Origin of the sequence: Sedimenticola selenatireducens, assembly GCF_007625115.1 — a bacterium.
In the GTDB taxonomy this organism is placed as follows: Bacteria; Pseudomonadota; Gammaproteobacteria; order Chromatiales; family Chromatiaceae; genus Sedimenticola; species Sedimenticola selenatireducens_A.
Window position 1 is genome coordinate 71,633 of sequence record NZ_VMNH01000018.1, and the last position, 14,982, is coordinate 86,614.

Below are 14,982 nucleotides of genomic sequence, written 5' to 3' on the forward strand. Positions count from 1 at the left end.
GGCTTTTTTGGGCTACACAAGGGCCCTATCCCGTCTCCATGAAGAGCGCCAGACCAATAGACGAACAATGAAATCACTGCAACAAGAACTGGATCGGCGTCGGGCCGAACACCTCTATCGACGCAGGCGGGTGCTCGGTTCGCCGCAGGGTCCGTTGTTGCAGGTGGATGGTGTTGAGTTGCTCAGTTTTTGCAGTAATGACTATCTTGGGCTGGCGAATCACCCTGAAGTGATCAGCGCCATGCAGCGGGGTGCCCAGCAGTATGGGGCAGGAAGTGGATCTGCCCATCTCGTATCGGGGCACAGTGCGGCGCATCATGCGCTGGAAGAGGAGTTGGCCGAGTTCACCCGCCGACCCCGAGCGCTGCTTTATTCAACCGGCTACATGGCGAATCAGGGGGTCATCACTGCCCTGCTTGGGCGGGGTGACACGATCTATCAGGATCGTCTGAATCACGCCTCGCTGATTGATGGCGGGCTGCTCTCCCGCGCCAGTCTGAAGCGTTATCCGCATAATGATATGGCTACACTCGCGAATCAGATGGACGCTCAGACGGGTGGTGAGTCTCTGGTTGCGGTCGATGGTGTCTTCAGTATGGATGGCGATTTGGCGCCACTGCCGGCGTTGGCAGCGCTCTGTAAAAAACAGGCGGCCTGGCTACTCGTAGATGATGCGCATGGCTTGGGCGTGTTGGGTCAGGATGGATGTGGCAGTGTGGATCATTTTGGTTTGGGGCTTGATGAAGTACCGATTTTGATGGGTACTCTGGGCAAGGCGTTCGGCACCTTTGGTGCCTTTGTTGCTGGATCTGATGAGTTGATCGAGACCCTGATCCAGCAATCACGTAGCTATATCTATACCACCGCGCTCCCACCAGCTGTCGCCGAAGCGACGCGTGCCAGTTTGATATTAGTGCAACAGGAGTCCTGGCGACGTGAGCATCTACAACAACTGATTCAGCGGTTTCGTGAAGGTGCGGAACAGTTGGGCCTCTCTTTGATGGCCTCTGAAACCGCTATTCAACCCCTGTTGGCGGGTACCGCTGAGCGGGCCATGAGCTGGAGTCGTGCACTGGAAGAAGAAGGTCTGTTGGTCACGGCGATTAGACCTCCGACGGTTCCTGAGGGGAGTGCGCGACTCAGAGTGACCCTCTCTGCCAGCCATACCTTTGAACAGGTCGATCGACTGCTGGATGGGCTGGGACGCCTTGATCAAGGTGCGCCCTCTTGAAATTATATAGCGTGACAACCGGGAGTGGCCCCAACCTGGTGCTGTTGCATGGCTGGGGGATGAACGCCGCCGTGTGGAGTCCAGTGGTTGAATCACTTGCCCGTCACTATCGCATCACGCTTATCGAAATGCCAGGTCATGGTGAGAGTGAGTACGACCCCAATCAACCAGATTTGGATGGTTGGGTGAATGCCTGCCTGTCAGTGGCACCAGAGCGGGCCGTATGGATTGGCTGGTCGCTGGGAGGGCAATTGGCCCAACGCGCCGCTGTACTAGACCCCGATCGTATCGAGAAATTGGTGCTGGTTACGTCCAGTCCCAAGTTTGTGGTGGGTGATGATTGGCCGCATGCGATGGCGCTCGCCACACTCAAACTGTTTGCCAAGGCGCTAAGTCGGGATCATCACCAGACATTGGAGCGTTTTCTCTCGCTACAGGTGCAGGGTGATGACGCGGCTCGGGAGACCTTGCGTCTGCTACGGCAGGATATCGCCCTGCGACCGGAGGCCGATCCCCTAGCGTTGGAGCACGGACTAGACCTGCTATTGACTGTCGATCTTCGTGAGGGATTGACCGCTATCCAGTGTCCGATGCTGTGGTTGTTTGGTGAGCGTGACACGCTGGTGCCGGCTGATCTGTGTGATGAGATCGAAAGGATACTGCCAGCGTCTGAAATCCTCATATTACAGGGCTGTGCCCATGCGCCGTTTTTGTCCCACCCGCAGCAGTGCCTCCGGGCGCTGAATCATTTCCTCGGATCGAATAATGCCTGACCAGAGATTCACCATCGATAAACGACAGGCCCGACTTGCCTTTTCCAGGGCCGCTGAACAGTATGACCAGGTAGCGGTGCTGCAACGGGAGATCGGTCAACGGATGCTGGATCGTTTGGCGCTGGTGCGTCTGCAGCCGGAGGTGATTCTGGATGTGGGTGCCGGTACCGGAGTCGCGACAGCCGCCCTGGCCAGTCGTTATCGCAAATCCAGGATTCTGGCATTGGATTTTGCCTTTCCGATGTTGTTGCAGACCCGCAAGCGGGGAAGTTGGCTACGCAAACCGCGCTGTATCTGTGGTGACCTGGAACTGCTGCCACTGGCCGATCAGAGTGTTGACCTGATCTACTCCAATGCGGCAATACAGTGGAGCAATGATCTGGACAGCACCTTTGGCGAGTTTCGCCGGGTGCTGCGTCCGGGTGGTTTGTTGATGTTTACCACCTTCGGCCCGGATACGCTGAAGGAGCTGCGGGCGGCCTGGGCGGCGGTGGATGAGGGTTCCCATGTCAGCAACTTTATCGACATGCACGATGTGGGTGATGCCCTGCTGCGTGCCGGGCTGGCCGATCCGGTGATGGATGTGGATCGGATGACGCTCACCTATGAGCGGGTCACAGGCCTGATGCGGGATCTGAAGGTTCTGGGTGCGCACAACGTCAACAGTGATCGGCAACGGGGCTTGACAGGTAAGGGACGTATCCAGGCGATGCAGTCAGCCTATGAAATGTTTCGCACGGATCAGGGTGTACTGCCTGCCAGTTATGAAGTGGTCTACGGCCATGCCTGGGCACCAGAGGCCGGTCATAGATCTAATGCCCCCTCGGTCTCTCTTGATCAGATTACCCATTCACTGGGCCACACTGGCAAGGTCAGTTGAGTCTAAATGAGCAGAGGCTATTTCATCACCGGAACGGATACCGACAGCGGCAAAACAGTGGTTACACTGGGGCTGATGCAGTTACTGCAGGATCGTGGTTATCGTGTTGCAGGTATGAAACCAGTAGCGGCGGGTGCGGAACAAACGGTCCAAGGCTGGCGCAACAGTGATGCCTTGCAACTACAGGCCCAGTCCACAGGGCTGTTAGATTATGCCACGCTGAACCCTTACCTGTTTGAGCCGCCGATTGCCCCCCACCTTGCCGCCAGGCAGGCCGGTATTGCTATCGATTTTTCCAGGATCAGGCAATGTTTCGATGAATTGGCAGATCAGGTTGATTGGGTCGTAGTGGAAGGTGCCGGAGGATGGCGTGTACCATTGGGAGAAGAGGGGGCCGTCGCAGAGCTGGCGGTGTCACTGGAATTGCCTGTGATATTGGTCGTCGGACTCAAACTGGGCTGTATCAATCACGCCCTGCTGAGTGTCGAATCGATTGTTACTTCCGGGGCCAATTTGATCGGCTGGATTGGCAGTCAGGTGGATTCGGAAATGCGCTTTGTTGAGGGCAATGTGGAGACATTGAAAAAGAGCATAACCGCCCCCTGCCTTGGGATTGTTCCGCATCTGGAGCCTTCCTCTGTTAGTACGGCTTACCGGTTTCTTCAACTGCCCTAGCTATTCCATAGAAAGCCCAACCGATCCCATTTAAGGTCTTTTATTCCGCAAAGACCTGATGACTCTTTCGGTCCCTGTGATAGACTCAAAGCAAGCTGGATTGTTGGATAGCTCCTTCAGGGAAACAAGGGAGGTCACTTGGGACGTATTCTGGTTGTAGAGGATGACCTGCTCATGGGGCAGGATATCAGCCTCAAACTGCAGCAGTTAGGCTATGAAGTTGTGGCCGTTGTCGCCACATCCGAGGCGGCTCTGACAGTCGCGCGTGACAAGCAGCCTGATCTCATCCTGATGGATATCGTCCTGGAGGGTGAGGTCGATGGCATTGAGACGGCGGCCCGAATTCGCCAGACCAATAATATTCCCATCATCTACCTGACCGCCTACGATGACGAAGAGTTCATCAGGCGGGCCTGTATCACAGAACCCTATGGCTATGTACTAAAGCCCTACACGGCCCGTGAACTGCACGCGGTTGTATCCATATCCCTCTACAAAGCTCAGACAGAGAAGATGCTGCATCGGGCGGCACAACGCTCCGCCACTCTGGCAAGCATGAGCGATCCGGTAATTACAGTTGATCGATCAGGGTGTGTACAGATGTGTAACAAGGCAGCGGAACAGCTGCTGCAATTGTCGGATCAGGAGATGTTGGGTCAACCTGTTGATACGCTGTGCAAGCTGCAGTGGAACGGTCGTGGCGGTAATGTAATACAAGGTCTTATCGAGTCGGTATTCAGTATAAAGGAACCCTTGCTGATTGAGCAGGATCTGGTCTTGCGGCGCCAGGCACCGCCACGCATCCCGGTTAGTTTACGGATCAGTGAGATACTCGATACCCCGGAGGCAGTAGGTGGGGCGGTTCTGTTGCTGCAGGATATCTCTGGACGGGCGGCCATGCAGGAGGAGTTGAATCTGGTTGCCCAGGTGTTTAAATCGAGCTCTGAAGGTATCCTGATTACTGATCCGCAGCCACGTATCCTGCGTGTTAATGATGCCTATCTGAAGATCTCTGGCTACGCCCGGGACGAGGTGATTGGAAAGGATCCCAGTATCCTCTCATCGGGTTATCACGATGATGAGTTTTATCGAACACTCTGGCAAGAACTTTTTGAGACTGGTAGCTGGTCGGGTGAGATTTGGAATCGAAGAAAGGGCGGTGAGATTTTTCCTGAGCTGCTGAATATTACCGCGGTCCGCAATGAAAACGGAATAACGACGCATTATGTCGGCATATTCACCGATATAAGTAGCAGCAAACATATGCAGGAACAGCTGAACTATCTCACCCTGTTCGATTCGCTGACTGGGCTGGCTAACCGAAACCTGTTTCAGGAACGCACCTCAATAGCCATTGACCGCGCCAAGGGTTCTGGTGGTTCACTGGCTCTGCTGATGGTGGATATCGATAATTTCAATACCATCAACGAGGTGTCAGGCCACGCCTTCGGTGATCAGCTGTTAATGGAATTTTCCAAACGGATAGCGGATCTGGTCAAGGATGAGGCGCTACTGTCACGGTTTGGCGGAGATATCTTCGCTCTGGTGATCGAGGATAGTGGCGACGGGATACCCGTTACGGAATTGGCCCAGACCCTGCTGGATGTCCTTTCAGTGCCCTTTTATGCTGAAGGTAAATCCGTTCAGTTGACCGCCAGCATCGGCATCAGTGCCTATCCCGGCGATGGTGATGATGTTTACGAACTGCTGAAATGTGTTGATAACGCGTTGCATCATGCCAAGCGGGCCGGCAAGAACAGCTACCGTTTCTTCGATAAGCAGATGTATGACAATGCCTTGATCGCACGGCGAATTGAGCAGGGGTTGCGCTGCAGTATCGAACGTCAGGAGTTACAGCTGCACTATCAGCCACAGATTGATATTGGCAGTGGCAAGGTAAGAGGCTGTGAGGCCTTGGTCCGCTGGTACCCCAAAGGGGTGGAACAGATACTTCCAGGACAGTTCATCCCGATCGCAGAAGAGACGGGTCAGATCGTGGCGATTGGCAAGTGGATTTTACGCGAGGCCTGTGAGCAGTACAGGCGCTGGGTATCAGAAGGATGTGCGCCGAGTTATGTAGCGGTCAATGTGTCAGCCAGACAGTTCAAAGACCCGGAGTTTGTCGAGGTCGTCAGGGGAATTATTGAAGAGACCGGCATGCTGCCCGATACCCTGATGCTGGAGGTGACCGAGAGTGTGGCGATGGAGCAGGGTGAGGGGGCTATTGGGAAGCTGGGTGAATTGAAGCAATTAGGAATAAAACTCTCTCTGGATGATTTTGGGACGGGCTATTCGGCCCTCTCCAGCCTGCAGCGTTATCCGTTTGATACCCTGAAGATAGATCGATCTTTTATTGTCCAGAGTCAGTCCGGTGATCAGGGTGCTGTAATGCTTGAGGCTATTATCAGAATGAGCGATGGCCTGAATCTTGAGGCCATAGCAGAAGGCGTTGAAGACGAGAGTCAGTTGCTCTTTTTGCGCGCTCTGGGCTGTACCCTGGTTCAAGGATTCTACTACAGCCGGCCTATCCCTGGTGATCAGTTAGGGGTGCTCGTTACGGCGGGTTTTAAACCACTTGATGGGGATAAGTGAGCACCAGTCACTACATGTCAATACGACGCCAACAGAACTGGGTGCTTTGGCTCATTCTGTTAAGCGGGGTAACCCTCACAGTAATTGCATTCAGGTTTTCGATCTCGTGGGAGAATCGCTCACAGCAGCTTATTTTTCAGCATCGTGTGGATGGTATTGTTGCCACCCTGAATAAAGAGCTGGCAATTAATATTGAAGTACTGCTCAGCCTGAATTCCCTGTTTCAGTCCTCCCAGCATGTTGATCGGGGGGAGTTCGAAATCTACACCAAGTCAAAGCTTGCCCGATTCGACACGATCCAGGCCTTGGAGTGGGTACCCAGGGTCAGTGATGATGAGAGGATGGGGCATGAGCAACAAGCGCGAAATGAAGGTTTAGAAAACTACGTCATTACTCAGGGTTCCCGTGCCGGGACCATGGTGGCTGCGGATAAACGGGCTGAATATTACCCGGTCTACTATGTGGAGCCACTTAGCGGAAATGAGATTGTCATTGGATTTGACCTCGCATCAAATTCATCCCGTAAGGCTGTTATGCAAGAGGCGGCAGCGCGTGGTGAGGTGCGGGCCACGACAGGCATTCAACTGCTTCAGGGCGACTTGGGAATCATGATTGCCGTACCCCTGTTTAGTCAGGATGAGGCAAGGCAACTGCTTGGTTTTAATCTGGGCGTTTATCGCATCGCACGCATAGTCAGCAAGGTATTTGAGTTGTCCTATATCGATCCCGCTGAATTCCACATGAAGATCTGGGATAGCAGCACCGTCTCGGGTAGCCCTGCATTACTCTATTCCAATGCTGATGAAAGCCAGGAGTCAGCGACGCGAACGTATACTGCATCGCTTGCAGTTGCGGGGCGAACCTGGCGCATTGAACTCACCCCAACAGACCAATTCATCGCTGAAGGCGGGATGGCTGGACCCTGGGTCATTCTTGTGGCGGGACTGTTGCTGAGTCTTCTGCTCACACAATATGTGCGCGTCCTGCGTTATCGCGAGGCCAAGGTGAGGTATCTGGTGGAGCAGCGCACTCAGGAACTGGCATTGAGTGAGCGAACCACCAATACGATTGTGGATTCAGCAGTCACAGCGGTCATTACCATTGATAAGCACGGCTCGGTTCGGCGTTTTAACCCGGCTGCGGAGAAGATATTTGGCTACGCTAGTGATGAGGTGGTTGGAAACAATGTGAAGATGCTTATGCCAGAGCCCTACCAGTCCGAACATGACCGCTATCTACAGAACTACCAACAGACGGGAGATGCCAAGATTATAGGAATACCCCGCGAGGTGAGTGGCCTGCGCAAAGATGGTGCAGTGTTTCCTATGCTGTTATCAGTCGGTGAGGCCCGGGTCGAGAGTGATCCGATCTATGTGGGCACGGTATTGGATATCACGCTACAAAAAGAGGCAGAACACGCCTTGATACATGCCAAGAACCTTGCAGAACGATCTAACCGGCAGAAATCCGAGTTCCTGAATATGATGAGCCATGAACTGCGTACGCCACTCACGGTGATTCTGGGCTACCTGCCGTTATTGAAAAAGGCCGAGGCCTTGCCTCCCTCCGAGACGGTAGCGGCCATTGCGGCGGATATGGATGCATCAGGCCAGCATCTGTTGGCCCTGATCAACGACCTGTTAGATCTCTCCAAGATCGAGGCGGGTAGCATGCGGTTGCATCGAGAGATGATCTCAGCCAGAGAGGTGACAGACTCAGTGATGAGCAAATTAGCGCCAGCGGCTGAAAAGAAAGGGCTGGAGCTGGTCAATCGGACGGTTGATGAGTTGATGTATGCCGATCCTCTGCGGCTGCAGCAGATTCTGATCAATCTTATTGGCAATGCAATCAAGTTTACCCAGCACGGTACTATCCAGGTAGAGGCGGAATTGATAGCAGGGTTTGTCCAGATGACCGTCGCTGATACAGGTAGCGGGATTGCAGCAGAGGATCTGCCGGTTATCTTTGACAAATTCAGCCAGATTGACAGTTCCAGTACGCGAAGCCTGGGTGGATCTGGGCTTGGACTGGCCATTACCAGGCAACTGGTTCAGCTGCATGGTGGCGAGATCAGCGTGACAAGCCAACTCGGCAAAGGCAGTCAGTTTATTTTTACTATTCCTGTTAGCGGAGGAGCCGGATAGTGGCAAAAATATTGTTGGTAGAGGATGACCCGATGATCAGTCGCATGCTGAGTTTGCGTCTGGGGATGAAAGGTCACGATGTTGATCTGGCAGAAAATGGCAAGATCGGGATGGAGAAGGCGTTGGCCTCTGAATACGATATAGTTTTGATGGATATGCACATGCCAGTGATGGATGGACATCAAGCGACCAGTGCTTTACGTGATGCGGGTTACAGCGGATTGATTGTGGCGGTTACTGCCTCGGTGATGAGCCAGGAGAGTGAGGCGGCGATCAAATCTGGCTGCGACAGTTATATTAACAAACCGGTGTCAGAAAACTTTGAGCAGGAAGTGCAGGAGAAGCTTGATGGGAAACTGTAACGGATCCGATGATGGCTGATCAAGCCTCCATCCTGGAGCAGCTTGAGGCAGTATCCCGTGCCTTTAAGACGCAACTGCCCGAGCGTGGCAGGGAGATTGAACGTCAGTGGTCAGCCGTCAGAAAACAGCCTGATGATCTGGATCTTCTGGAGGGACTGTATCGTCTCACTCATAACCTGGCTGGTGCCGGAGGCACTTTTGGCTTTAGCCAGATTACCGATGTCGCTCGCGAGGTAACTGAGCCGCTCAGGATCACGCTGAAGGAGCGCAAGGTTGGTTTGTCAGATGCGGAGCAAGCCTCGCTGGATGCGCGCGTAAAACTTCTAACAGAGCTCTGTATCCATCCAACACTCGATACGGAAGCGAATATCCCTCCAGCCAAGCCGCTGTTTCCGGAGTTGCCCGCTACTCTGCACTCCCTGACCAAGCTGGTCTACCTGTTAAGTGAATGTACTGAGGATGTTTCAGGATTGGTGGAGAATCTACAGAATCTTGGCGCGCGGGTAGGCCTGTTTGAGTCAGTAAAGTCACTTGGCAATGCCATTCTGGAAACACCACCTGCCGCAGTATTAGTGAATTCGCCAGCTGATGAAGAGTTGTTAACTTTTGACCTGCCCGAAACCGTGATCAGGCCGCCCATGATCATGTTGTCTGAGTCAGATGATTTTGATTCCAGGTTGTCGGCTGTCCGTGCCGGCATGGAGGGGTTTTTCGTTAAGCCGATTGATGCGTCTGCAGTACTTAATCTGGTCGATTCTCTCAGGCCCCGTGAGGAGGCATCGCCGTTTCGGGTATTGATTGTTGATGATGATCAGAGTCAGGCTGAGTATGCCTCGATCGTACTGGAACAGGCGGGCATTACCACCCGGGTTATTCATGATCCTACAGAAGTGCTGGAGCAGCTGGCAGAATTTAATCCGGAGCTGCTGCTGTTTGATGTCTACATGCCGCAGTGCAGTGGCATTGAGTTGGCAAAGATCGTTCGGCAAATGGACAACTATGTCGGTGTGCCGATAATATTTCTGTCAGTTGAACGTGAGCGCATACGCCAACTGGAAGCACTGCAAACCGGTGCCGATGATTTTCTCACCAAACCGATACGACCCAAGGAGCTGGTCTCTTCAGTTATGATCAGGGCCTGGCGTGCGCGAACCCTACGCTGGCTGATGGTAAGAGATAGCCTTACTGGACTGTTCAATCATGCCGTCATCATGGAGCGACTGAATAACAGTTTCGCATTGGCTCAGCGTCAGAACAGTCACTTAAGTGTTGCCATGATCGATCTCGACCACTTCAAGCGAATCAATGATAACTATGGCCACAGTACCGGTGACAGGGTGTTGATCGGTTTTTCACGCTTGCTGCGCGAACGTCTGCGCGAGAGTGATGTGGTCGGACGCTATGGGGGCGAGGAGTTCCTCGTGGTCTTGCCCGATACTACACTCGAGCATGCAGAGCTGGTTATTGAAGCGGTAAGGACGGCCTTTGCAAAGACAAGCTTTACGGCTAATGGAGCGCTCTTTTCGGTCACACTGAGTGCTGGTATTGCCGGTTTTCCACGGTCTGGCTCAGCATCGGGTCTGTTGGATGCGGCCGATATCGCCCTCTATAAAGCCAAAGAGCAGGGGCGCAACCGTACCATTACGGCGGCACCCCAGCCATAAAGTCAGAGTGACTTTAGCGCCTGGATAATTTCAGCAGGCTCCATTCTTTTGGTGTAATCCGCGTTGACAAAGCCGTAGGCAATCTGTCCGTCAGTTCTAACAACGTAGGTAGCGGGTAGGGGAAGCTCAAAACTAGCGTCACCATTACAGGCCGGTAGATCAATACCAAATCCTGCATAGATAGTGCGGATTGTTTCAGGCAGGGAGAATACAAGCCCAAACTGACGCGAGACGCGATTTCCCACATCACTCAGAATTTCAAATCCGGGTGTATGCCGTTCTCCCATTTCATAGGTCTTTTCAGGCATTTCTGGAGCAATGGCAATCAGGCTGGCACCAAGCGCCTCAATCTCTGGGAGCACGGCTTTTAAGGCGCGAATTTCCAGGTTGCAATAGGGGCACCAACCTCCACGGTAAATACTCAGAACAACGGGGCCATGGCTGAGCGCGTTTGCTAGACTGACCTCATTCCCTTGTGCGTTCGGTAAGCAGAAGTCAGGTACCTGATCTCCCCGGCCTAATGCCCGGTTCTCAATACCGGACGCCTTAAGGTCTGCTGTCGCCTGGCCCATGGTCTGGATGGTCTCTGGACTGGCCTTGTTGCTGGTGGTCTTTTTTTGCTCATCGAGTTGCTGCTGAAGTCCCATGTTTCATTCCTCGCTATAGGGTGGCGGCGCATGTGCCATATTATTGAGTAATCATTCAATAACTGCTTGTTGAATGATTACTCAATAACTTGTTAAAGTAAAGCTATGGCGAGACCTGTTGAATTTAATCGTGAAGCGGTGTTGGAAAAGTCGATTCGAGTTTTCTGGCGCTACGGCTATGCCAGTACCTCAATCCAGCGGCTTGGAACGGACATGTCGCTCCATCCGGGTAGTCTTTATGGTGCCTTCAAAAGCAAACGCCAACTCTTTCTTGAGGCATTGCAGCTCTATTTTGAACAGAGCAGCCAACAGCTGGGTCAGCAGTTAAATTCAGACAAAGGACCTCTTGACGGTATCAAACGATTTTTTTACCGATTAGTCGATCAGATGCTGGATGAAACCCGTATCAAGGGATGTCTGATGATTAATACCGCAACCGAGCTGGCGGATGAGGGCGAGGATGAGGAAATCAGGCAACGGCTGGATCAGATGTTTAAAAGCCATGAGCAGCAGTTTTATCAGGCATTATTAAATGCCCAGTCCTGTGGCGAACTCACAAAAGAGAAGGATGCGGCTGAGCTCGCCCGCTTTCTGTTGGTCGGTGTGCGGGGTTTACGTGTTTACAGTCAGACCCGTCCTACACGCCTCGAATTCGAGAGTGTAGTCCGACAGCTACTCTCCGTTTTAACCTCAGAACCGGATAGCCATCTGTCACGGTGAATTACCTCGCCCATCTGTTCCTTGCACCCAATGACCCACAACAGCAGCTCGGAGGTCTGATTGCGGACTTTACCCGTGGGCGCTTGGAGACCTTGGCCGAACACTACTCCGAGGGTGTTATTCAGGGCATTGCTCTGCATCGGCAGATTGATCGGTTTACCGACGAACATCGTTGGGTTATCCAGAGTAAGGTACGCTTTTCAAAGGAGTACCGCCGCTATTCTGGGATAATCCTTGATATACTTTATGATCATTTTTTGAGCTGTTACTGGACAGTGTACAGTGAACTCGACCGGGCCGGGTTAATCCAAGAATTTTACCGGTTGTTGATTCAGGAACAGGTTTGTTTGCCACCCAGGTTAAAAACACTTATTCCACGCATTGTGGATGAGGATTGGCTGGGTTCGTATCATGACCTTGATCTACTTGGGCAGGTATACCAACGCATGTCAGCAAGACTACAAAGAACCAATCCCCTGGGTGATGCCATTGTTGAGGTACGTCGGCTCTATCCGCAGTTGTCTGATGATTTCAAACGGTTCTTTCCAGAACTGGTCACTTTTTCGCAACAGCAGCAGAGGGTACTGAGCCAAACATGATTCCGCTAAGAGTGGCTGAGATACTTGATAGCTACGGACTGGATGCGTTGGAGTTCGAGCCGGGTAGTACACCTACTTCTGAATTAGCCGCGGCACGTATCGGTGTGGCTGTTGGGCAGATTGCCAAATCGATGCTGTTCAAGGGAAAAAATGGTCTCTTCTACCTGGCGGTTTGTCCCGGTGACTTGCGTGTTTGTAGCAAGAAAATGAAAAAGGTAACAGGCACCAAGGTGCGGATGGCGCGAGAAGAGGAGACAGAGATGATGACCGGCTATAGGCCCGGCGGTGTCTGTCCGTTTGGCGTGTCGGAGGCGGAGATATTAATCGATATCGGTTTGGCCGATTATGCCACTATCTATCCGGCGGCCGGTACAGATGCATCCGGTGTGCCTGTGACATTTGAGTTGCTGAAGCAGATTACCGGTGCTCGACCGGTTGATGTCATGGAGCGCTGACGCGCTGCTATCTTTTTGTGAACCAGGAGTTGCGGCGTATCGATATAACCGTGATAGCATTAGGCTAATAAATTGATCAAGCAGGAATAGGATGCCTTTCATCTGCGGCAATCGGGTGTTGGCTGAATAATAATATCTGTAGATATCGCCAGGAGTTTACTCAAATGGATGGTCAGGGTGCTTGAGCCGGGGAGAACAAAGCCTATGAAATCAGGACGCCTGGTAGCGCGAAAGCCATTTCGTCTCCCTTTGGCTATTTTATCTATTCTCTTTTATACATCCGCTAATGCCTCATGGTCTCCTGAGCTGATAACCACCAAGGAACGCAGTTATCGCCTTCCTTCTGAGGAGATACGCCTCTATATCCCACCGGAAGTGCCGCTGGAAGTGCTGCAAAGCCTGAGTCTTGAGTTGGATGATATTGACGTAACCGCTTTGGTCGGACGTGATGGGGATTTTGCCCTCTTTGTTCCAGTGCAGCCGCTGAGTTATGGGCAGCACCGTCTGCGCCTGGTGGAGAATGCAACGGATGGTTCGATTCTGGAACGGGGATTCTGGACGCTGGAAGTTCGGAAATCTGAAAGCTTCAGAGAAGCGGACCTGAATATCGCCACCTCAATCGAACTCTCCAAGCGAATCGGTGAAAAGAATATGACCGCACTGCCTTCGCGTCGGACCCAGGGAACCGGCAGTGCCGCAATTCAGGGTCGACTTGCTGATGGAGATTGGCAATCGGGACTCAATTTACCCCTGTTCTATAACTCCAATACCGATGGGCGTGAAGTCGAGGTGGGTGAGTTCCTGTTAGATTGGCAACGTAAATCACTGAGTGCCAAAGTTGGCCATCACCCGATTGCACCCGACAGTCTGGTGATGTCCGGGTTTAATCGCCGAGGTGTTTCGGCGACATACGCCTCCTCTCTGTACGCTACCAGTGTGACTGGCTTTAGTATGCGGGGCAGTCAGATTTCCGGGTTTGAGCAAGGTATGGGGGTAGGCGACAGCACTGATCAGGTACAGGGTGGGGTGGTGACGGCTTACCCAATAAATCGGGCGGATGCCGGTATGGCGCTCTCGGCCATCTATCTTGCTGGCGAAGCACCCGACACGGGGTTGGGTGTTGCAGGTGATCCTTTTTCCAGTGGTGGTGATGCCTGGAGTATCGGGGCCGATGGCTCATGGCTGGATAGACGGATCAGACTGCGTGGCGAGTATGCCAGCACAGCCTATGATTTTGATGGCTCCGGTGGCTATGGCTCCGAAAAGGACAGTGGCTATAGCCTGCTGATGACTTATAAACCCTGGCTGCAAAAACAGATTGGAGATAATTATCTGGATTGGAATATGGGTGCGGAATATAAACAGATCGGCACCTACTTCAAGAGTGTCGCCAATCCGGGGGCGACCGCTGATCGAAAGATGGGGCGGCTATTCAGTGATATCAGCTGGGGCGGCCTGGGTGTACAGGCTCAGTTGGCTCAAGAGACGGATAATGTGGCAGATCTGGTAACACTGCCGCGTCTGCGTTCCCGGCTTGCGGGAGTTAGCACATCCTACACCCCAACCCCGGAGTATAACGCGGCAGGTGAGTGGGTAACCGGTTGGCTGGGCCATCCCAGCTATTCACTGTATGGCAATCTGCAAACTGCTGAAACAGTGTCCCGTGCCTCGCTCGATCCCAATACTTTTGTAGATACCCAGACCCGAATTCTAGGTGCAACCGCCAATTTCAGTCACGAAGAGTGGAGTTGGAGCATTAACTATACCTGGACACGTCTTTATGATGACTCTGTTCAGGCAGGTACTGCCACCACGAATGAGTCCAGGAGTCGCGCAACTGGACTCGATTTTATGTTCAACCTCACACCCAATTATACCTTGTCTCCCCATTTTTCCTGGGATGAGACCCGCTATCTCGATCTGGGTTACACCGATAAGGCGCTGCTATGGGGTGTCAGCCTGGATGCGCGCTTTATCCCTGATCGCCTTACCGGCCGTTTTGACTACAGCATGAACCGTTCCTGGGTTACCAACGACACATCAGATAACACTACCGATCAGTTCTCGGCCAATCTGACCTGGATTGCCGTCAGGCAAAACCCGTCTCGGCCGGGTATCTCATTCACCCTGAGCGGTGATTATAGGGACTACAACGACTCGATCGTGAGCGGGAATGATAACGAGGGCTATCAGCTGTTTCTGAGAACCCTGATCGGTTGGTCGGGATCTTATTGATGGAG

At 52.9% G+C, this 14,982-nt stretch carries 13 protein-coding genes; 12 read left to right on the forward strand and 1 reads right to left on the reverse strand.

Going from position 1 to position 14,982, the window contains the following annotated elements; all coding sequences use genetic code 11:
* The first annotated feature begins 67 nt into the window (after positions 1-67).
* The 8 genes from bioF (at position 68) to FHP88_RS13735 (ending at position 10,321) form a co-directional block, all read left to right on the forward strand.
* Complete coding sequence (bioF, locus tag FHP88_RS13700) at positions 68-1,231, forward strand: 8-amino-7-oxononanoate synthase (protein WP_144359654.1); 1,164 nt, start codon at positions 68-70, stop codon at positions 1,229-1,231.
* Positions 1,228-2,004, forward strand: coding sequence for a pimeloyl-ACP methyl ester esterase BioH (bioH, locus tag FHP88_RS13705; protein WP_260843314.1), 777 nt, complete (start codon positions 1,228-1,230; stop codon positions 2,002-2,004). The genes bioF and bioH overlap by 4 nt, the downstream gene beginning before the upstream one ends.
* The gene (bioC, locus tag FHP88_RS13710; RefSeq protein WP_144359655.1) at positions 1,997-2,884 is read left to right on the forward strand and encodes a malonyl-ACP O-methyltransferase BioC; all 888 of its coding nucleotides are present in this window, start codon (positions 1,997-1,999) and stop codon (positions 2,882-2,884) included. The genes bioH and bioC overlap by 8 nt, the downstream gene beginning before the upstream one ends.
* Before the next feature lie 6 nt (positions 2,885-2,890).
* Complete coding sequence (bioD, locus tag FHP88_RS13715) at positions 2,891-3,559, forward strand: dethiobiotin synthase (protein WP_144359656.1); 669 nt, start codon at positions 2,891-2,893, stop codon at positions 3,557-3,559.
* A gap of 138 nt (positions 3,560-3,697) precedes the next feature.
* Complete coding sequence (locus FHP88_RS13720; protein ID WP_144359657.1) at positions 3,698-6,151, forward strand: EAL domain-containing protein; 2,454 nt, start codon at positions 3,698-3,700, stop codon at positions 6,149-6,151.
* 14 nt (positions 6,152-6,165) lie between these two features.
* A complete protein-coding gene (locus tag FHP88_RS13725) occupies positions 6,166-8,295 on the forward strand; it encodes a CHASE domain-containing protein (RefSeq protein WP_144359658.1) in 2,130 nt (709 codons plus the stop codon).
* Positions 8,295-8,657 carry a response regulator gene (locus FHP88_RS13730; RefSeq protein WP_144359659.1) on the forward strand — a complete coding sequence of 121 codons (363 nt, stop codon included), beginning with the start codon at positions 8,295-8,297 and terminating at the stop codon, positions 8,655-8,657. Before FHP88_RS13725 ends, FHP88_RS13730 begins: the two co-directional genes overlap by 1 nt.
* An 11-nt stretch (positions 8,658-8,668) precedes the next feature.
* Positions 8,669-10,321 carry a diguanylate cyclase gene (locus tag FHP88_RS13735; RefSeq protein WP_186297725.1) on the forward strand — a complete coding sequence of 551 codons (1,653 nt, stop codon included), beginning with the start codon at positions 8,669-8,671 and terminating at the stop codon, positions 10,319-10,321.
* A 2-nt stretch (positions 10,322-10,323) separates the two neighbouring features.
* Here FHP88_RS13735 and FHP88_RS13740 read toward each other — a convergent pair whose 3' ends face one another.
* Positions 10,324-10,968, reverse strand: coding sequence for a peroxiredoxin-like family protein (locus FHP88_RS13740; protein WP_144359661.1), 645 nt, complete (start codon positions 10,966-10,968; stop codon positions 10,324-10,326).
* A gap of 105 nt (positions 10,969-11,073) precedes the next feature.
* On the opposite strand from FHP88_RS13740, the gene FHP88_RS13745 reads away from it, so the two are divergent.
* The 4 genes from FHP88_RS13745 to FHP88_RS13760 all read left to right on the forward strand — a co-directional run bounded on the left by FHP88_RS13745 (position 11,074) and on the right by FHP88_RS13760 (position 14,977).
* Positions 11,074-11,688 (forward strand): TetR/AcrR family transcriptional regulator, encoded by a 615-nt coding sequence (locus FHP88_RS13745; RefSeq protein WP_144359662.1) that lies wholly within the window; start codon positions 11,074-11,076, stop codon positions 11,686-11,688.
* The gene (locus FHP88_RS13750; RefSeq protein WP_144359663.1) at positions 11,685-12,287 is read left to right on the forward strand and encodes an ACP phosphodiesterase; all 603 of its coding nucleotides are present in this window, start codon (positions 11,685-11,687) and stop codon (positions 12,285-12,287) included. Before FHP88_RS13745 ends, FHP88_RS13750 begins: the two co-directional genes overlap by 4 nt.
* Positions 12,284-12,742 carry a YbaK/EbsC family protein gene (locus FHP88_RS13755; RefSeq protein ID WP_144359664.1) on the forward strand — a complete coding sequence of 153 codons (459 nt, stop codon included), beginning with the start codon at positions 12,284-12,286 and terminating at the stop codon, positions 12,740-12,742. Before FHP88_RS13750 ends, FHP88_RS13755 begins: the two co-directional genes overlap by 4 nt.
* Positions 12,743-12,946: 204 nt before the next feature.
* Positions 12,947-14,977 (forward strand): hypothetical protein, encoded by a 2,031-nt coding sequence (locus FHP88_RS13760; protein ID WP_144359665.1) that lies wholly within the window; start codon positions 12,947-12,949, stop codon positions 14,975-14,977.
* The last annotated feature ends 5 nt before the right edge of the window (positions 14,978-14,982 follow it).